General features: G+C 38.5%; 14 protein-coding genes, 1 tRNA gene and 2 pseudogenes. 9 read left to right on the forward strand and 8 right to left on the reverse strand.

The genetic code is table 11. The features are described from left to right. Nucleotides 1–13: 13 nt before the first annotated feature. Nucleotides 14–1,177 (reverse strand): hypothetical protein, encoded by a 1,164-nt coding sequence (locus ADICYQ_RS00015; protein WP_020891343.1) that lies wholly within the window; start codon nucleotides 1,175–1,177, stop codon nucleotides 14–16. 137 nt (nucleotides 1,178–1,314) lie between these two features. Then, nucleotides 1,315–2,660: pseudogene (locus ADICYQ_RS29930) on the reverse strand (DegT/DnrJ/EryC1/StrS family aminotransferase). 18 nt (nucleotides 2,661–2,678) lie between these two features. On the opposite strand from ADICYQ_RS29930, the gene ADICYQ_RS27280 reads away from it, so the two are divergent. After that, complete coding sequence (locus tag ADICYQ_RS27280; RefSeq protein WP_020891346.1) at nucleotides 2,679–2,816, forward strand: hypothetical protein; 138 nt, start codon at nucleotides 2,679–2,681, stop codon at nucleotides 2,814–2,816. 20 nt (nucleotides 2,817–2,836) lie between these two features. Here ADICYQ_RS27280 and ADICYQ_RS00025 read toward each other — a convergent pair whose 3' ends face one another. The 4 genes from ADICYQ_RS00025 to ADICYQ_RS00040 form a co-directional block, all read right to left on the reverse strand. Beyond that, a complete protein-coding gene (locus ADICYQ_RS00025; protein WP_020891347.1) occupies nucleotides 2,837–3,766 on the reverse strand; it encodes a hypothetical protein in 930 nt (309 codons plus the stop codon). 230 nt (nucleotides 3,767–3,996) lie between these two features. Further along, entirely contained in the window at nucleotides 3,997–6,522 is a 2,526-nt protein-coding gene (locus ADICYQ_RS00030; RefSeq protein WP_020891348.1) for an ATP-dependent Clp protease ATP-binding subunit, read from the reverse strand. Between the two features lie 88 nt (nucleotides 6,523–6,610). Further along, entirely contained in the window at nucleotides 6,611–7,240 is a 630-nt protein-coding gene (locus ADICYQ_RS00035) for a WbqC family protein (protein ID WP_020891349.1), read from the reverse strand. A 63-nt stretch (nucleotides 7,241–7,303) separates the two neighbouring features. Continuing rightward, nucleotides 7,304–7,933 (reverse strand): L-threonylcarbamoyladenylate synthase, encoded by a 630-nt coding sequence (locus ADICYQ_RS00040; protein ID WP_020891350.1) that lies wholly within the window; start codon nucleotides 7,931–7,933, stop codon nucleotides 7,304–7,306. 189 nt (nucleotides 7,934–8,122) lie between these two features. Between ADICYQ_RS00040 and mltG the strand changes: the two genes are divergently transcribed. The 8 genes and pseudogenes from mltG to ADICYQ_RS00075 all read left to right on the forward strand — a co-directional run bounded on the left by mltG (nucleotide 8,123) and on the right by ADICYQ_RS00075 (nucleotide 17,427). Continuing rightward, nucleotides 8,123–9,205, forward strand: coding sequence for an endolytic transglycosylase MltG (gene mltG, locus ADICYQ_RS00045; RefSeq protein ID WP_020891351.1), 1,083 nt, complete (start codon nucleotides 8,123–8,125; stop codon nucleotides 9,203–9,205). Next, nucleotides 9,206–9,622 (forward strand): acyl-CoA thioesterase, encoded by a 417-nt coding sequence (locus ADICYQ_RS00050; protein WP_020891352.1) that lies wholly within the window; start codon nucleotides 9,206–9,208, stop codon nucleotides 9,620–9,622. Further along, nucleotides 9,619–10,575, forward strand: a complete 957-nt coding sequence (locus tag ADICYQ_RS00055; RefSeq protein ID WP_020891353.1) for a YihY/virulence factor BrkB family protein — start codon at nucleotides 9,619–9,621, stop codon at nucleotides 10,573–10,575. Before ADICYQ_RS00050 ends, ADICYQ_RS00055 begins: the two co-directional genes overlap by 4 nt. A gap of 165 nt (nucleotides 10,576–10,740) precedes the next feature. Further along, nucleotides 10,741–10,825 (forward strand) — tRNA-Ser (locus ADICYQ_RS00060). Nucleotides 10,826–11,867: 1,042 nt separating this feature from the next. Further along, the gene (locus ADICYQ_RS00065; protein ID WP_152520439.1) at nucleotides 11,868–12,380 is read left to right on the forward strand and encodes a hypothetical protein; all 513 of its coding nucleotides are present in this window, start codon (nucleotides 11,868–11,870) and stop codon (nucleotides 12,378–12,380) included. Then, nucleotides 12,349–12,702: pseudogene (locus tag ADICYQ_RS29935) on the forward strand (DUF6717 family protein). The gene ADICYQ_RS00065 and the pseudogene ADICYQ_RS29935 overlap by 32 nt, the downstream one beginning before the upstream one ends. Before the next feature lie 94 nt (nucleotides 12,703–12,796). After that, on the forward strand, nucleotides 12,797–13,933 hold the full coding sequence (locus ADICYQ_RS25555) for a hypothetical protein (RefSeq protein ID WP_020891356.1): 1,137 nt from the start codon (nucleotides 12,797–12,799) through the stop codon (nucleotides 13,931–13,933). Nucleotides 13,934–14,121: 188 nt separating this feature from the next. After that, a complete protein-coding gene (locus ADICYQ_RS00075; protein ID WP_020891357.1) occupies nucleotides 14,122–17,427 on the forward strand; it encodes a YCF48-related protein in 3,306 nt (1,101 codons plus the stop codon). 199 nt (nucleotides 17,428–17,626) lie between these two features. Here the strand turns inward: ADICYQ_RS00075 and ADICYQ_RS27940 are convergent, their stop codons facing one another. Beyond that, on the reverse strand, nucleotides 17,627–17,869 hold the full coding sequence (locus tag ADICYQ_RS27940) for a hypothetical protein (protein WP_020891358.1): 243 nt from the start codon (nucleotides 17,867–17,869) through the stop codon (nucleotides 17,627–17,629). A 666-nt stretch (nucleotides 17,870–18,535) separates the two neighbouring features. Further along, complete coding sequence (locus ADICYQ_RS00085; protein WP_020891360.1) at nucleotides 18,536–19,699, reverse strand: DUF4221 family protein; 1,164 nt, start codon at nucleotides 19,697–19,699, stop codon at nucleotides 18,536–18,538. Nucleotides 19,700–20,093 lie beyond the last annotated feature (394 nt).

A 20,093-nucleotide genomic window follows, 5' to 3' on the forward strand; every position in this document is an offset into this window, starting at 1 on the left:
CTCCTTTTTATTTTTAGGTAGTAATTTTCACTAAATCCTGAATTTCTCCCCAAGGTTTTTGCATCCTTGCCATGGTAAAGACATTTGCATCTTTGTCTATGGCAATGGCATTCACATAGGTAGGAATACTTCCATCTTCATAAAATGCCGGACCATGGTCTGTATAAGTTCCAGTTGGCAAGTGATAGGTTACCAAATGCAGATTCTCCAGATTTTTGGCCGCTCCTTTGGCTATCTTCTTGGTCTCATCATTTGAAGGCCTATCAGATAAAGGTCCACCTGTAAGGTAAAATAAAGTCTCTTTATCTGGCCCTAAATCAAAACCTAAATAGCCATAGCTAAATTGGTCATACATGCCACTTCGTTTGGATGGAAGGGATGATAGCCTTTCAATTAGCTCAATTTTTGCGTTTTTAGGATCAAATTTAAAAAGGTAATTGGAATTTCCATGGATGCCATAAGCAACATTCTCCTCAGCATGCCAGAATATCCTTCGCCAGTTATACCCCATATTCCCAGGTACTTTAGGATCATAGTCCCCGAAGAAATCCCTTCTCATATGAACATCTTCTAATTTAGCAGGCCCATCCTCGCTATTTGGGCTGTAAGAATAGATATTGCCATTAGAAGTCGTATAATAAACATTGCCATTTTCAGGGTTTACCAATAAAGACCTGCACAAAACCCTATAGTCTTCACCAACTACTCCTGCTTCACCTTTTTCAGATATAGGACCAAAGTCCTTTAATTCACTGGTATTCAAATCCAGGTGCAAAAAATTACCACTAGGCCAGGTGAGGGCATAAATTTGATTCCTTTCAGTATCCATGGTCATGGTCAGTACTCCCTCTCCATCAGGCACGATACCAAGATCGTCCATCACCTTATTTTTTATATCCCAGCTCAAAAAGTGACCCCCTAGATAATTTTCGACACCCTCCATAGGGTTGACAGGAAGCCTCTCCATGTCATCAATCATTTCATACACGCCAATATGCGTCCCGAAATACAATTTGCCTTCTTTTTCAAAAAAGGGAACATGGCTTTTTCCTTGTGGTATGGTATTGCTATCAATTTCACCACAAGCCTCGGAAAGATCTGCTAGCCATTCAATTTTATCGGTCTCCGGATCAAGACAATAAAGTTGACCAGCCTTGGTAAGCGACTCAGAAGACAAAACATAATAAATTTTCCCATCCGAAGCACTGCTTAATGCCTGGTAGGTATCATGGGCTATTTCAAAACCTGAATAATAAGGCTGGGCCAGCAGTCCTTTGTTTTAGTTTCCAATTTCAATTCTTAAGTTGGTTTAATTTATCCTTTATAGTTAAGTAATTCTTCTGCATTTTCATGGATTTTATAGATGGCATTGGCTATATCATCCATGTCGGATTGGGTACCCAAAAGCATGCTCTGTGAGAGCCAAATAGCCTCTTCATTGCATAATTTATCCGTTATAGGACATTGATTGTTGGCTACAAATTTATCGAAATCCAATTCGTCAGCCTGGTACATCCTCTTATAATTTTTGGAGGTAAAGGCATCTTTTAAGTACAATTTATCATTTAATGGAATATATCCACTTGAACACGGTATGCCTTCAGCCTTTAAGGCTTTTATGAAAACCTCCCTGGACAAGCCTTTAAAGCCCTCACTATGGAATCTAAATGGGAAAAGATGAAAAACTGCCCGAGTTACATTAGGGGTTAAAACATAAGTGCTAAGCCCTGGAATCCCTTCTAATTTCCCCTTGAGGTAAGTTGCATTGGTTTCTCGCAATTGCGTCTCCCCATCCAACCGTTCCAATTGACTCAAGCCTATTGCTGCCTGGTATTCGGTAAGTCGAATCTTTGTACCTGCCATAACAGCTCCCTGATTGACAGCGCCAACCAACGAACCATAGGCATAGCCATAATTATGGTAGGAATAGCACTTGTCCATAAAATCATCATCATCACTGACGATGGCTCCTCCCTCACCCATTGGTAGGTTTTTGGAGTTTTGAAAACTAAAACACCCTGCAAGTCCAAATGTCCCTACTTTCTTATGGTTTATCTCAGCCAACCAACCCTGACAAGCATCCTCAATTACCACAAGGTTATTTGCTTTGGCTATGGCCATAATGCTTTCCATATCTGCGGGTAATCCCAAAATATGAACCGGCAGGATGGCTCTGGTTCTACTGGTTATTTTCTTTTTATTTCTTCTGGATCAATCTGAAAGGTTTCCGGATCAGAGTCCACAAATACCGGCATGGCTCCCGTCTGTAAAATGGCTGCCACACTTGCAATAAAAGTATAAGAAGACACCAAAACTTCATCCCCTCCACCAATATCTGCTTGTACTAATGCTGCAATTAACGCATTGGTACCGTTAACGACAGTTAGACATCGTTTAGATCCAATGGTGTCTGCCCATTTATTTTCAAACTCTTTTACTACTCCTGACCTGGACCAAACTCCACTTCTCAAGACTTCCAATACCCTGGGTTCATCTGTATCCGGGTTCCACCTGGGCCATGAAGGCCAAGAGGAAGTCCTAACAGGCTTGCCTCCCATAAGTGCTGGTTTTACATCAGGTGATACGAAATTAAATCCCATCATTGCTCCTGTACCTATGATGGCATTGGTTTTGACAAAATCTCTTCTTGTATATTTCATGACTAGATAGCTTTATAAGTGGAAATTATACAAAATCATGGAGAAAACCTTACCGGAATTGGTAAAGGTTTTAAAAAGATGGTAAACTTAATGCCTAATATTGAGAAAATCAGTACACTGCAGCCTTCTTTACTTTTCAACAAAGATTTCGGTTAAGGGAATCAAAAAAAGCCTATTTAGAGATCGCTTGAAGCCTTGTCATAGCGGTACAATACAGGATTAACACGTAATTTTTTCTCACTTAAGGTGAAATACGCATTTCCTTCCGGTTCAAAGGCGATTGCTTCCCCTTGTGGCTCTGGCTCATAGGGAAGTAAAACAGCTTTTCGGGACAAGGTCTCCTCAAGTGATTCGCCTTCAATTCTTGCCCAATAGTAAATCACCCAATAATTTTTTATCAAGACCTGAGAGCCATCGGCGGATATATCACCACCTACAGATAGGGTTATAGGCAATTGCATTACTTTCTCCAAGGTAATATTACTTCCATCTGTCAATAAATCTCTTGAGGCTTTGTAAAGCGTATTCTTAGCTTCTCTTTTAGTTATCACAAAAAGATCGCCACTGATAGGGTCAACCAATAAAGTTTCTGCGTCTTTAGGTCCATCCGGGTAGTTAAGCTTAATAATCTCTGGTGTGGCTGTCATTGCAATGCCGAGACTATCTGGCTCAGGAATTCTATAAATAATCAACTCCTCAGCTTTACCGAAATTGTCACCGATATCTCCGATATACAAATAGGATTGATCTGCTATAGGCCCAGGGCCCATGGCCAAATCTTCCCAATCTCGATTCTTTACTCCCTCCAACCTAATGGAGCCCAAATAGGCTCCTAAGGTATCCAAAATATAAACCTCAGGTTCTCCACCACTATCATTGTGGACATAGATCCATGAAGGATTTTTTCTGGAAACAGCCATTCCACTTGTTTCTTCTATGAATTCTTCGCCAATTAACGCTACTTTTTTTGGCCCCGTAAATAGTGTGTATTCTATTTGGGAATTGATTTTCATATCATACTTTTTCTGAAGCTTTTCAGAAACCAAAAATGGTATGATAGATAGTATAAAAAACAGCTTTAAAAGCATTTCAATAAAAAAACTCATGCTGGCATTTTTTTAATCACATTATACAAAACAATTTTGTCATTTTCAATCTGTTCACATTAGGAGCGATTACTACAGATTGGGCGAGAACTGTAATAAACAGTAACCCAAGGCGCAATAAAAAGGTTCAGGTTCAAACCACTTAGATTCCTATTCCTTAAACGCTTAACATAAAAAAGGACAGTGATAATCACTGTCCTTTAATTAGCTATTCTACTTCAAAACTGACCTTAATCAGCTTTTTCCTTTTTATTTACTTTTATATCAAGCTCATCGCCTTCACCAGAATAATCTGCAAGGATAACATCCCCTTCAGACAATTCTCCTTTAAGGATTTCTTCCGCCAGCGCATCTTCAAGGTATTTCTGAATTGCTCTGTTCAAAGGTCTGGCTCCATATTGCTTGTCATACCCCTTTTCAGAAAGGAAATCTTTTGCTTTCTCAGAAAGTTCGATGGAATAACCCAAATCAGTAATTCTGGCAAACAACTTCTTTAAACTGATGTCTATGATTTTATGGATATGCTCTTTATTCAAAGAATTAAAGATAACCACATCATCCAATCTGTTCAAAAACTCAGGGCTAAATGCCTTCTTAAGGGCATTTTGAATAGTGGACTTCATTACTTCGTCCATATTCTCTTCCTTGGCCTTCGAAGCAAAACCTATTCCAGCACCGAAATCTTTAAGATCCCGCACACCTATATTAGATGTCATGATGATAATGGTATTTCTGAAATCCACTCTTCTACCAAGTCCATCGGTCAACACACCATCATCCAGCACCTGCAAGAGGATATTGAATACATCTGGGTGTGCTTTTTCGATTTCATCTAATAAAACAACAGAATAAGGCTTTCTTCTGACTTTTTCTGTCAATTGTCCACCCTCTTCATATCCTACATAGCCTGGAGGCGCTCCCACCAAACGAGAAACACTGAATTTCTCCATGTATTCAGACATGTCAATTCTTACCAGTGCATCGTCTTTGTCGAACAAGTAAGTAGCCAACATTTTGGCAAGCTCCGTTTTCCCAACACCTGTAGGCCCAAGGAATACAAAAGAGCCAATAGGCTTTTTAGGATCCTTCAATCCTACCCTGGTCCTTTGAATGGCCTTGGTAAGCTTTTTGATCGCCTCATCCTGACCAACCACTTTCCCTTTCAGTTCTTCACCCATATTAAGCAGCTTGGCTCCTTCATTCTGTGCGATTCTTCTTGCAGGAATGCCTGTCATCATTGCAATTACCTCAGCTACATTGTCTTCCTCAACAGCATAACGTTTGGTTTTGCTTTCTTCTTCCCACTTGGCTTTTGCATTTTCCAATTGTTCAAGAAGTTTTTTCTCCTTGTCTCTAAGCTGGGCAGCCTCTTCGTACTTTTGACTTTTGACCACCCTATTTTTCTCAACCTTGATTTTTTCTACCTCGTCTTCGAGTTCTAGAATATTTTCAGGAACGTGAATGTTCTTAATGTGCACCCTTGCTCCAGCTTCATCTAAAATATCGATGGCTTTGTCTGGAAGAAAACGATCAGAGATATACCTATCCGAAAGATTAACACAAGCATTAATGGCCTCTGGCGTATAAGTTACATTGTGATGGTCTTCGTATTTGTCTTTGATGTTCTCCAGAATTTGTATTGTTTCTTCAGTAGAGGTAGCATCCACCATTACCATCTGAAACCTTCTGGCCAAAGCACCATCTTTTTCAATATACTGTCTGTATTCGTCCAAAGTAGTGGCACCTATACATTGAATTTCTCCCCTTGCAAGCGCAGGCTTGAACATGTTAGATGCATCCAGGGAACCACTTGCTCCACCAGCTCCAACGATAGTATGTAACTCATCAATAAATAAGATGACACTTGGGGATTTTTCCAGCTCGTTCATCACGGCTTTCATTCGTTCCTCAAATTGACCTCTGTATTTAGTCCCAGCAACAAGAGAGGCAAGATCAAGTGTAACCACCCTTTTGTTGAACAATACCCGAGATACTTTCTTCTGGATAATCCTCAGGGCTAAGCCTTCAGCAATGGCCGTTTTACCGACACCTGGTTCTCCAATAAGGATAGGGTTATTTTTCTTTCTTCTGGAAAGAATTTGAGCTACCCTTTCTATTTCTTTTTCTCTACCTATGATGGGATCAAGTTTATCCTCTTCGGCCATACGGGTAAGGTCTCTACCAAAATTATCCAAAACTGGTGTTCGGGATTTTTCTGAAGTTCCTTTTGCGCTGCCAGAAGAGCTGCCTGATGCTCCAAATAATTTTGATCCTTCTTCGTCCGGATCATCCGCCTCAGTACCTGATCTTGGGGTTTGATCGGTTTGAAATTCTAACATTTCTTTAACCGTATCGTATGTTGCGTCAAACTTCTGAAGGATTTGCGTTGCTATATTGTCTTCGTCCCTTAATATTGACAGCAATAAATGCTCCGTCCCTATAAGTTGGCTTTTGAAAATTTTAGCTTCCAAATAGGTGATTTTGAGCACCTTCTCAGACTGCCTGGTCAAGGGTATATTGGCTAAATTTTTGACATTATGATTTGCTGTACCCTTAACAGCTCGCTCCACCGCATTTCTCAACTCGTCCAACGGAACACCCAACTTCTTTAGAATGGAAACAGCCACACCTTCACCCTCACGAATCATTCCTAACAAGAGGTGTTCTGTACCGATGTAATCATGACCCAAGCGCAAAGCTTCTTCGCGGCTAAGAGAGATCACCTCTTTTACTCTGTTTGAAAATTTTGCTTCCATTATATCTATCTCTTATGGTAATGTTTCAAATCTCAATTTAATACAAATGAATTTGTTTTTAAACACAACTTTTTCACTAATTGTTCAATTACTTTCGGGAAAGGTTCAAAACTTCGTTAGCTGCTGGCCCCTCACAAAACAACAAATCCACGATAGACAAGTTAGAAACAAAGTCTGGGCCAAAAATTTGCATGTACGGATGTGGTTTATAAACCATATCACTGCTCGTCAATGACTTAGGGTGAAAAAAGCCTCTAAAGTCATTGTCTTGGTCGCCTTCCTCTTTCTTCTCCTTGACTACCAAACTGACATTCCATCGTAAAAATTCAAGACAAAGTGTCAGTAAATCCAAATTTAAATCTATCAAAAACTGGGGCTTGCGCAAATAGATTTGCTCTAAGTCATCATAAAAATACTCAAAAAATGGGGATTTCCCATAAGCACTCTTTATTCCTCTAAGGTGAACATTCAACCATTTTTGATGGTAATCAATTTTCACCTCTTTTATTGCAAGCTTTTTCCTTAATCCATGCACTGGTACTATCAAGGTTTCCCTTTTATTTGCCAGTAGGACCTCAGCCTTATTTACATAGGATTGCCTGCTAAGTTTAGCGTCGGCATATACTTGGATTTTATCGGCACCATTTACTGCGGTGAAGTATGCCAACGGTGGCAAATACAGCAAATCGGTTGTCAATACCTTACTTTCCTTGGTCATCTTTCTCTGTTTTTCGAAAGTTAGTCCCAAGAAAGGCTACAGGCAAAGGAAACGAAGAAATTATCAAATTATTTCAGAAATCTCTCCTAGTCCTTCCCTTAAAACTTCAATTTGATCCCCTGAACAATCAATAACGGTTGAGGCAACATTATTACCATACCCGCCATCAATTACTACATCTACGAGGTCTTTGTATTTCTCATAAATAAGCTCAGGATCAGTACTGTACTCAATCACATCATCCTCGTCCCGGATAGAGGTGGTTAAAATTGGTTGCCCAAGCTCTTTTACAAGAAGCCTTGGAATACTGTGATCAGGCACTCTTATCCCTACTGTTTTTTTCTTACTATTAAGTAATTTAGGCACTTTATTATTGGCTGCCAAAATAAAGGTAAAAGGTCCGGGAAGTGCCTTTTTCATCAATTTAAAAACAGGGGTACTCAAAGACCTGGTATACTCAGAAATATTACTGAGGTCATAACATATAAACGAGAAATGTTCCTTCTGGGGTTTCACTCCTTTGATCAGGCCTATTCTTTCTATGGCCTTTTGGTTAAATATATCACAGCCCATTCCATACACAGTATCTGTTGGGTATATGATTACGCCCCCTTTGCGCAGGACATCTATTACCTGACTGATTTTTCTAGGGTCAGGGTTTTCAGGATACAACTTTATGAATACAGCCGCCATATTTACTTTATCAATTTAGCTTTGGACAGGCCAATATGCTGTTTATAATTACCGTTAAATTAAGGTAATTATAGTGCAAAATGAAAGCCAACTTTCATTTTTAAGCTTATTTTATTTTCCATTAAAAACAAGTGGCTGAATTATATAGTATATTTGTACCATTAAATAAACCTCAGATTAGGTCACTTTATGGCCTTTCAATGTCGGATAGTCAATAATCACAATGCTTACAGACAAAAAAAGAAATACATTTTGGTAGGGGTAGTAGCTTTCTCGGTGCTACTGACTTCCCTTAGCTTTTATTTTTACCAGGCCTTCTTCTCTCCCAATATATTGATCTACAGTGAAGAACCTGCCGTATTAAACATACCAAAAGGCAGCACTTTCTCTCAAGTTCGTGACAAATTGCTTGACCAAGACATTATCAACGAGGTAGTTACCTTCAGCTTCGTCGCCAAAGTCATGAATTATACCGATGGAGGCGTTAAACCGGGCCATTACATCATTCAACCCAACCTTACCAACAGGCAATTGGTCGTTCTATTGCGTTCAGGTAGACAAACACCCGTAAATATCACCTTTAACAATATCAGGCTAAAGGAAGAATTGGCGGAGAAAATCACCAACAACCTGGAAATGGATAAAGAATCCTTTCTTGCCTTAATCGAGGATGACAGCCTTATAGCGAAATATGGTTTTGACAGCCAAACCATCATGGCCATGTTTATTCCCAATACCTACGAAGTTTATTGGACACTCAGCCCACCTGAGTTGTTTGAGCGCATGTACAAAGAATATGAAAGGTATTGGACAGATGAAAGACTGGCCAAAGCAAAGGCCATACAGATGACCCCACTTGAAGTGGCAACCCTGGCATCCATCGTCCAATCTGAAACCAATAAAGCAGACGAACGACCCATAGTAGCCGGCGTTTATATCAATAGATTAGAGAGAGGTATTCCCTTGCAGGCCGATCCAACCTTGCTATTTGCTTTAAAAGACTTTACCATCAAAAGAGTACTCAACATACATAAAGAGGTGGAAAGCCCCTACAACACCTACAAATACGCAGGCTTGCCTCCGGGACCAATCACGCTACCAGAAATAAGTTCTCTAAACGCTGTATTGAATTATCAAACACACAACTATTTGTATTTCTGTGCCAAAGAGGATTTTTCAGGCTATCATTCCTTTGCCACCAATCTTAGGGCCCATATGGTCAATGCCCGACGTTATCAAAATGCATTAAACGCAGCAAAAATTTTCAAATAAATGTTTACAAAAGAACATCAGATCAGGGTAAGGTATGCGGAAACTGACCAAATGGGTTATGTTTATTATGGTAACTATGCTGCTTATTATGAAGTAGGGCGAGTGGAAGCACTTCGTAGTGTTGGCTATTCCTACCGGGAAATGGAAGAAAGTGGTGTAATGATGCCAGTGTTAGAAAACCACAGCAAGTTTCTTTTGCCAGGCAGGTACGATGAAAATTTGACCATTAAAACCAGCATAAAGGAAATGCCAGGTGTACGCATACGCTTTCATTATGAGATATTCAATGAGAGTCAGGTACTGATACACCAAGGCGAGACTTTGCTAACCTTTTTAAAAACAACATCACACAGACCCTGTAGGCCTCCTGCAAGGTTTATGGAGTTATTGCAACCCTATTTCCAAACGAAAGATTGAAAGCAAGACTCGACATACTTTTAAAGAGGTTAAGCAATAAGGCACTCCTTCTTAAGCCTATTCACTTTGGAAATCCTGAGCAAAACCTATATGATGTAGGGAAAATTTTCCTGCACCACCTTCAAAAAGATGATGTTTTTGAAAGGGCTAGTGCTATGGCATTCAGTTTTACTGTAGCCCTATTTCCAATGCTACTTTTTCTACTGAACATGATTCCCTTTATTCAGTTTTTTTTGCATGATGTAACTACTGCAAACATCCTTATTTTTGTTAGTGACGTTTTACCTGAAAGCATTTACAACGAAGCAGCTCCTACCATCATGGACATTATAAGCAAGCCAAGGCAGGGCATGCTTTCTCTGGGCTTTGTCTTTGCCTTGTACCTATCCACCAATGGGGTCATTTCTATGATGAATGCCTTTAATGCGGTCTACCGCACAAGAGAGAACAGGGGCTTTTTTCAAACGCGCCTGATTTCGGTAAGCATTGTGCTGGTATTGATCCTTAGTGTCTGCGGGGCTGTATTGATCATGATTCTAGGAAGCGAATTGCTTTATAAAATCTCAGAGTTTGAGTTTATCTCCAGCAATATCAGTTATTATCTTTTGGCATTTTTCAGGTTTTTTGTTTTGCTGATGCTCTTTACCATCACCAATGCCTATATCTTTAGATTTGCCCCTGCAGTAAGCAAGAAATGGAAGTTTTTCTCTACGGGATCTGTGGTGTCAGGTTTATTGATTACGTTGGGCTTTTTCATTTTCTCCTATTACCTAACCAATTTTGCCAGTTACAATAAATTGTATGGCTCCATAGGTACGATGTTGGCATTGATGCTATGGCTTTGGATCACTTCGATTATCGTTTTGGTAGGCTATGAAATCAATGTAAGCCTACAAAAAGCATTGAATAATAAGGCACATAAAAAATCAAGTCCTTCACTTTCAAAAATTTAGCCCTTCGAGTTGAAATTTTCACCCATTTGAATTTGCATTCATTAAAAATAGGGCTACATTTGCCTTCCGATTCACCTCAAAAGAGAGGTGGTCAACAATTAAAGATTAAAAGACTTGCAAAAATTCACTGAGTTAGCAAGTTTTATTTAAGCATCAGACCCAACTAGAGGAGTGGCAGAGTGGTCGAATGCGGCGGTCTTGAAAACCGTTGTACCGCGAGGTACCGGGGGTTCGAATCCCTCCTCCTCTGCACAAAATAGCCAGGCAAATTGCCTGGCTATTTTTTTTGAGTCGTCGGGAGCTACCCTACAAGCCGGCCCCTCGCTAAAACAGTCCACTGGACTGTTTTTTAACGCTCGGTCCTCTCCTCTTCTGCACAAAAATTAACTAGAAAATTTGCCAGAGCATTTTTTTTCGAGGCATCGGGTACGACCCTGCGATCTTGCCCCTCGCTAAATCAGACTAACAAAACTGATTCTTTACGCTCAGTCCTACTGGAGCATTTATTAATGATTGGTTCTCTCTTCCTCTGCATTTAAAATCCCCATCCATCTAGAATATTTACCTTTTGTTTTTAGATCAGTAGCGGTTTTGATTAGTTTTTAGGATCAATCTGAAAATTGTTGAAGTTTCTACTTCTTTATGAATTCCAACGATTTCAAAATCTACAAAAAACGCTCATTCCTAAACGAATTCACAAGAGCAAGAAAAGGATAATTTCAAACTGTCAATTTAAATTTCCGCCTCATTTTTCCCGAACAGTACGAGCTGTATGATTGGCACGAATTTTCATTTCCCTTATTGCTCCTTTAGGTATTTTTTCTAAACCATATTATTCTATATCCACCAGCTATTGATTACTTAATGGCTACGAATGATAGAAGATCAAATTCTAGCTGAGCCGATCTTTTACCCTATTCCTTTTTATGTGAATACAGCATCGAACTAAAGGATAAACCCCTAAGAAGAGGACTTAAAATAAATTTAATTGCTGTAATATTTTAGAGCAATTAAATCAAAATCCACCATAGGATCGGCTGAAGCCAAACTGTTTACAAGCTTGTAAAGATTTAATAGTACCATGCTTATGTCGGAACTTTCGGAAGAAATAAATATTAAGCAATGAAAAAACAAACTTATTATCATCTCGTCCTAGACCGTAGCGGAAGTATGGATTCTTGCTGGAAAGAAGCAAGACAAAGTTTTCATTCTCAATTGCAGGGGTTCAAAGAAAACAAATTGAATATGCCGATCAGGACTTATTCTTTTCGTATTGCGCCTTTAATCAGGCGTTGAAATTTTCTCCTGGCATAGTTCCGATTTCAGAAGCCGAGATAGACTGGAGAGAAATTTATCCTAACGGAATGACATCCCTGTACGATGCAATCGGAAGCAGCATCCAATATCTAAAATCAAAACTTAGAATAGCACTCGAAAATGACAAAACGGATGTGGTCATGCTAATCCTAACGGATGGCTTTGAAAACTCTTCAAAAATTTTCAACGCACATGAAGTCAAATATCTTATTGAAGAGTTGGAATTGAACGAAAAATGGACCTTCCTGTTTTTGGGAGCAGGACTAAACGTAGAAGAAGCAACGAAGGAATTGAATAGAAAAGGAAAGAACTCTTTCAGCTTTGAGAAAAATTCAATCGAGAACTCCATTGATTTTGTAAGTGAGGAGATTAATGACTTTTTGGCTCTGAAATCAAGAGGAGTAAAAAGAGTGCCTTTTTTAAAACTAATTCAATCAAAAAACCGCGCTAGCAGCTATGAGAAAATTCAGGTTTTACAAGGAAAATGATAATCGTTGGTATGCGGATTTGCCAGATTGGCCGGGTTCCTAGTCCGATTTAGAAATGGTCAATGGGGCTGACATCCTTTCGGATAAGCTTAGCAATCAAGGAGCTGAGGTGTTTTGCATCATTTCGGATACACGAGTGTAAGGCTTTGACATACTCAAATTTACCCAAGAATCAGAGGAATGGCAAAATGATACCTATTATCAATTCGATAGACTGTCGGGAGAAAATTTCAGTTTAAAGGTTTGGTTGTGCGATGTTACTCGATTTATATTTGGGTGTTTCCCAAGTCAACTCTATTTAAGTACTGCTACTTATCAATGATTGGTTGGATTAATCACCTGGAATTGATCTACGGTCAATTCCAGGTTTTATTTATTTTTAAATTCAGTATTATCTATTCATTTAACCCAGAAAAATGCACACAGTTTGGTTGGTCCGCTCTCAAGAATATGCGCTTGACAAATTCTGGGAGGTACTAGAATTGCTAAAAACTTTTAAAGGCCCTCTTCAATTTAAGACGCAAGAAAAACCTCTAGAAATTCCAGCGGACCGATTGGAAGAAATCCCCTTTTCCGCCATTGATTTAGAGACACAGGAATTTGAACCATTAACTTTATATTCTCTTAATCATTGGAACCAAGATTTAGAAAGCCTCATTTTCAAAAAAGCAACTTGGAATACTATTTTTGATCAGTGTCAAGAATACCGAACCGAACAGAGAATCCCGGAAAACGATTTTATCGTGTTACTGACAGAGCATAACAATGAATATAGCTGGTTTACAGCGGCAGATCCAAAAGGTCAGCGCAACCTATTTGTGCATACCGCTTTTTGGGATCAATATACTGGAACTGACCATCGTTACCCGGTAGCATATCATGTAGCAACTGCAATACTTCAGCTGATGACTTTTGCCAACTACAATGACTTAAATATGCACCTACATAAAACGTCAAGGGGCTGTATAAATGATTTTTGTGCAGATAAAAAGAAAATCTCTCTAAAACTACGGACAGCAGATATCTGCCCTTCTTGTATAGAATTATTAGATAAAAGAAAGGTAGATAGAGAAGTAATACGGCAAGTCCTAGCAATAATAGAAGGGATAAGGGAACAGATGCTTTTCAAAAGCAGATGGAAACTGGACCCCAAACCTTTGAAACTCCAAATCAAAGGAGAAAGCAAACAAATCATTTTTCCCGAACTGGGAAATTTGGAAGTGAAATTAACACCTTTGGAAAAAACGCTATACCTCTTATTTATAAACCATCCAGAAGGCATCCGACTAGTTGAGCTTAGTGATTTCAGACCGGAACTTAAAGGGATTTACTCGAGTCTCTATAATGGAAGCGAACCAGCTTCTATAGAGTCCAACACCGCATCTTTAAGCAATCCACTCAGCAATTCCGCAAGTGAAAAGCTCTCAAGAATTAAGTCCAAATTCAACCATACTTTAGGCACAGACCTGGCCAAGTTCTATTATCCGGTAGGTGAGAACACCCAAGTCAAAAAAATTGAATTGGAAAGAAATCTAATTGAATATATCAATTGATTGGTTTTTCAAAATCACTATATTATTTTTCTATTACCGTTAAAACCGAATATAGAATTTGAATGAAAATGAGTATTTTCGATTTTCCCAGCTTAATAGGTTATAATTGTAAAATTAGTTTGAAATTCAGATAGATTTTGTACTTTGTGCCGTTTTAAATATTGATTTGAACTTTTGTAGACTTTTTTATGGTAAATAATACAGCACAAGGGGGAGGGATCCTTTACGCCTTTCGTATTATCAGTCTTATTGTTGGATTGTTTCTCTCCTTTCCCAGCCTTTGTCAGTGGCAAAGAGTTTCGATTGGCACGGATAAAACTTTAACCCATATTTCTCCCGTAAATGGGGATACAATATACATAGCTGGTTTTGATGGGCTTTTTAAAACCTATGACTTTGGGAAGACCTGGCATTCGAAAACAATTGATGAACTGCCGGGCAGTTATTTTTATAAGACCCATTTTTTTAACTCAAAGGTCGGGTTGGGTGTAGGTCCAATTGTTATGGCAAATAGTGAAGCAATCGCAAAGACATATGATGGAGGTGACAACTGGAACTTGGTTCATGCCTTTAATGGTGGATCCTGGCCACGAGAATTTAATGATGTTGAGTTCCTTGATTCCAAAAATGGAATTGCATTCGGCACTAACGGGCGGGTTCTTTATACTGAAGATGCTGGAGAGACTTGGAATGTATTAATCTCTGATAGGTCCACTAATTACATAGGCGGTTCTTTTTATTCTGCAAAGGAGGGATATTTATTGTCGGGCCCCCACTTACAAGAGATCAATAATTTGGGACAACTTAATGGTGTTTTAACAAATAACAATTTGGATTTTGTGGCTGTAGAAGCGCTAAGTAAAAATGAAATTATTATTTCCTCGAGAACAAAAATCTATAGAACATATGATGGTGCCAGTACATGGTTTATATATGATTTGCCGTTCAGTAAAGTTACCACTATGTTTGTTAAGTCATCTGAAATTATTTATTTGGGTACAGAGAATGGCGTATATGTAACATATGACGGTGGATCAAAATGGGAATGGTTTAAAGAAACAAAAACACAACATGTGGAAAACATTTACCTGAGGAATGATGGAAAAGGTTTTATAGTTGGCAAAGATGGCATGATATTTCAAACCTCCAACTCCGGGGGGCCGTCTGTTCCACTAATTAACTTTTCCTATTCCGTAAAGGGAAGGTGTGGTTATTCTTATGTTCAATTTGAGAATGGAAGCCATGAATCCTATAATTACAAATGGTTTATTGACGATCAGCTGGTTTCTACAGAGTTTGAAGATGCCATCCGAATCACCGAAACGTTTAGAGGAGAAATATCCCTAATCGCATCAAACGGAGTAGCGTCTGACACCCTTACAAAATTTATCGAAGTATATGTAGAAACTGTTTCAGCGGATGCTGGGGAGGATGTTTTCGCTTGTTATGGTGAAGCTGTAACTTTAAATCCAAAAATCGGCCATTATAATTATTCTTGGCACCCTACAACAGGGCTGTCTAACCCCAAAATTGCCAACCCTATATCAACCCATCCTACTACTATTGAATATGTACTCACTGTCACCTCTGGATTTGGATGTTCTGAAAGCGATACAGTTACGATCTATCGGGAAGAACCAATACCAGAGGTAGTTTGGGAGAGGATGAACGTTAACACCAAATGGAAAATTATTGACATGCAGATGGTAAATGACACTCTAGGTTTTGCTAGAACGATAAACAGAGTATTGAAGAGTACTGATGGTGGTAAAAACTGGCATGAAATGGGCAGCCCATCAAGCCACGAAGATGTGGGGAAAATTCATTTTTTTTCAGCTGATACAGGCTTTGTAGCTTCAGAATATCTTTATAAAACAACAGATGGTGGGAAGAGCTATTCTAGAACTATAGGAGGTATTCGTGATATAGAATTCTTAAATTCAAAGATAGGTTATGCTGTTTCGTATTCGATTAACGATAAATCATCCATTTATAAGACATTAGACGGAGGTAATAGTTGGGAGAAACAGTATGAGAGAAAAGGGGTCATTAGAAGAATTGAATGTATTGATGAAAACAATTGCACCGCTGTTGGAGAAGGCGATCATTATAATTCAGAAATGTTCCTTAGAACTACCGACGGAAAAACCTGGGAAAAGCCCACCTTTATTTCTACTGGTAACGATTACTTTGGTATTTACGACATTGATTTCATAGATGACAAATTGGGATTTGCCAAAGGAGGAATTAGTAAAGTATGGAAAACAGTGGATGGGGGTGCATCTTGGGCAATTGATTATCACCTTCCAACTTCTAATATGATCGAATTTTTTGACAGGAATAGAGGCTTAAGTGGTACTGGTTTTGGCCAGATTTATCAAACTATCAATGGCGGAAAGTGCTGGCAATACATTGGCGATACGCCACCTATGAGTACTCGTGGTATTTATATATACAAAAACAATGCTTTTGCTTTTGGTAGTCCACCTTTTAATAGCAATGGCGATGGCTATAGCTACGCTGAAATTTATCGTGCAAAATTTTTAAAAACACAAGAAATTCGTTTTAACTCTATTGCGGAAATGGAATTTGGAGACCAAAATTTTCATATACAGGCACTAGCAAGTTCAAATCTTCCTGTGCAATTCACCAGTAGCAATAATTCAGTAGCCATAGTAAATGGAAATTCTATTTCAATTAAAGGAGCTGGCACTGCAGTAATAACAGCTTCCCAAGCTGGTGATGAAGAATATATGTCTGCTAAAAGTGTAAGTCAAAATTTAGTGGTAAAAAAGGCAGATCAAACCATTACTTTTGAGATTATTGTTGATAAAATGTACGGAGACAATCCATTTGATTTAATCTCTTCGGCTTCTTCCGGATTGAATGTGACCTACTCTGTGGTCAGCGGACATGCCACATTATCTGGTAATACACTTAGTTTAACAGAAAGCGGTAATGTGACAGTAAAAGCTATACAGGAAGGAAATATAAACTTTGAGTCAGCAGAAGCAACGCAAAGTTTTTGTGTTTTGCCTCCTACCCCTGATATCACAGCTTCCGGAATTACGCTGAGTTCTAGCAGTCCTGAATCGAATCAATGGTTCTTAAATGGCGAATTAATCCAAGGCGCGACTAATAGTACATTTGAAGCAGTAAGCTCAGGGGACTATACAGTTAAAGTCCAAGGGTCTTGTGGATCCTCTTTTTACTCAACTATCTACCAATATACCATTACTTCTTTTGAACTGGACCTATTAAAGGAAGTTATGCTTTATCCAAATCCTGCTACAGATCATATAACCCTAGATTTACCAGAGGGATTTGATCTTATATCTACAAGGGTCATAAACTCCTTAGGAGTGCCTATTAAACATTTTACCTTAGAAGAAAATGGCGTTTATATCAAAGTTGGAGAATTAGTGAAAGGAGTATATTTTCTAGAGTTAAAAACTTCTAATGTGATGCATGTCAAAAAGTTCATTGTTCAATGATGGTAGTGATTTTTTCGGTTGCCCCCCCCTCATTCATTACTATTATGGGATTCTCTCCGGCAAATTTAGCCAGTTTTTAGGTTATTTAACCGCATATTATTAGCTTTTAAAGCTAGCCTTTTATTTTACTTACAGGTTTTACAGTCTAATTAAGTACCACTTCTACGACTTTTGTGCCAGCAAAAAACTTACTATATTTTCACTTTTTCATTTTAATAAATATCTTTTTCGAACAAAACTGTCCGTCAACAGACAAACTTAAAAAACCAAATAAAAAGCCCAGAAGGGCTTTTTCCTTAGATTTGAACTTTCTGGTCTTCCCAGTTTTTGGTACATCTACCTTTTTGCTGATATAGGCCGTATGGGTTTTGCCATATTGGTCCGGCTCTTTCAGTGAAGCGACTTCAAATACTAGGTATTCTTTGCCGTCGTAGTCGACCATCTGGTCTTTGAGGATTTCCTCCAGTCTTTCTTTAGAGATGGATACCCTGATAATGTCTAGATCTTTAACTTGTGTTCCTTTTCCGATGTAAGTTTTTTCAAATTGAGATATGACTTTATCTGTTTAAAGTTTTAAAATTGATTATGCCTAAGAATTCGGGGTCTGCCAGGGACACCCAACCAAGCCAAGGGTTGAGCAAAAAAATTGGAAGGCTTCCTTTGGAAAACCCTATTTTTTAATCTGGCTAAGTGTACCCTTGGCTGGTGGACCGCTGCCCCCATCTTTGCATTTATCGTAATTCACAACTGTAAACAGGATAGCCCATGGCATTGGAAAACTACTATCAAAAGGAATAAAGAAATAGGTTCTTTACAGTAAAAGGGTTTAACCAGCAACAAAAACAGGAAAATTTAAAGGACCTAAGAGAACGGCACTAAAGGCCCTTACATTTGATCTCACCGGTTAAGGTAAAATAGGATTAACCAATCCAGTCAATATTGACAAGCTGACCGAAAAACTCAAAGTGGCCAGTTGCTTGATAATGCAGTTTTCTATTCGGTCTGCCGGGCCTTGTAAAGAAAAGCCATTCATTAAACGGGATGATTTAAGACCTTTGGTAGACGGGTCGTCGATATATTAATCATTAAAAAAAGTGTCAATTGAGAATCAGGATGGTATAATTCGGGTAAAGCCTAATTCATCATCCAAATTTAGATACATCCAAAGTGCTCCCTCTCGGATAAAATATTTAGGGATTCCTCTTTTTTTGACTTCTGAAATTTCCTGATCCACTAGATGGTTGAAATTTTCATCAAAAATTGAAATATATAGAATGCTGTGTTTAATTTCTGGGAGTAAATGCATTTCCCGTTCTTTTTCTCCATACTGAATGGACGCGGCCAGTCGCAAATAGTGGTTGTTTTTAGTGTCAAAAACAATTGGACCGTACACAACTTGGCTCAGATGGTTTCTGAGTGCATTTTTTCGATCTTCTATTGAGTTTACCAGATCTCCTTCTGTATTTGGAGTTACTTTTGATGGGAGAACAGGTGAATCGTAATAGATTGAAATCAGTGAGTCCTTTTCTGGGTACAAAACATAAAAATCATTAGCAAATTCGTGAGATACGATGACATGTTCCTTGATGCTGCTGAAGTGAACTTTTGGGTACCATTTGTTGTAAGTACTTAAATCACCCAAAGTATAAGTTTTAAAGTGTTCTTGAGGGTCTATGTTGTAGGATTTAATGGAATTGTTTGAGCTGTTGAGGTGTCGAAGGGATACTGAATTGTTATGATCATGTACGACAACGGCAAAGGCCTGATGATGGAAGTTGGGATTCACTACTTGGTAAAAGACCCGCTCTTCATTTAAAAGCCCTCCCTTTTCTTTAGTTACAGAATTCCAATCAAATCTATGCTGTAATTCCCCTTTGAGATTAAAGATCCCAGTACGTTCACCACCCAAAAAGAGCTGCTTCTCGGGCAATGCTTGAAAATCAGAAGTCCAAAAACCTGTGCCATTGGGGCCTTCCTGCTCGAATGGAATAGTTTTTTCGAGAGTTAAGTTATTGAGGTTAATTTGCTCGACATGATGAGTTTTATCGTCGAAATTATAAAGCATCCCGTCGAATTCAGAATAATCCGAAAAAAGCAATTCGCTTTGTAAAAACAAAATTTTATCCTTGGAGTCTATCTGTACTGTGTCAATAGTATAGGAGAGGTGTCTTTCATGGGAAGAATCTGGATTGCTTGTGCACGAAAAAAATAGCGCATTTCCTGTAAGGAAGACGGCGGATAGGATTTTGGAAACTTGTTTTTGTAACTGCATCCGCTAAAGTAATTAAAATTTTGAGTGAAATCAGGGAGCTTTAACTAAGATTAACGATTTACAAATTCGGAATCAGTAAGGGTACTAAAGCTTCCTGTTTCCAGACGCTTGATTACAAGGTCAATTTTATCCAACTCGAATTTGAATCCTTATTCAAAAAAATCATCGAATTGGTATGTGAAAAAGATTTAACTAGCTTCAGTTTTATGTGATTATAATTATTCTTCAATTGGCATATGGAATCTCATATGATTTATAAAAATCCCAGTATGTATCGTTTTTGTTATACTCGATTTCAATTGAAAAATCATAATAAGTATCCTACCCTATTGGTGGTGTTCGGAAGGCTGCTTTGCACATAATTGATTTTATGTAAAATTTAAAAAAATAGGAA

Source organism: Cyclobacterium qasimii M12-11B (genome assembly GCF_000427295.1).
GTDB classification, from domain to species: domain Bacteria; phylum Bacteroidota; class Bacteroidia; order Cytophagales; family Cyclobacteriaceae; genus Cyclobacterium; species Cyclobacterium qasimii.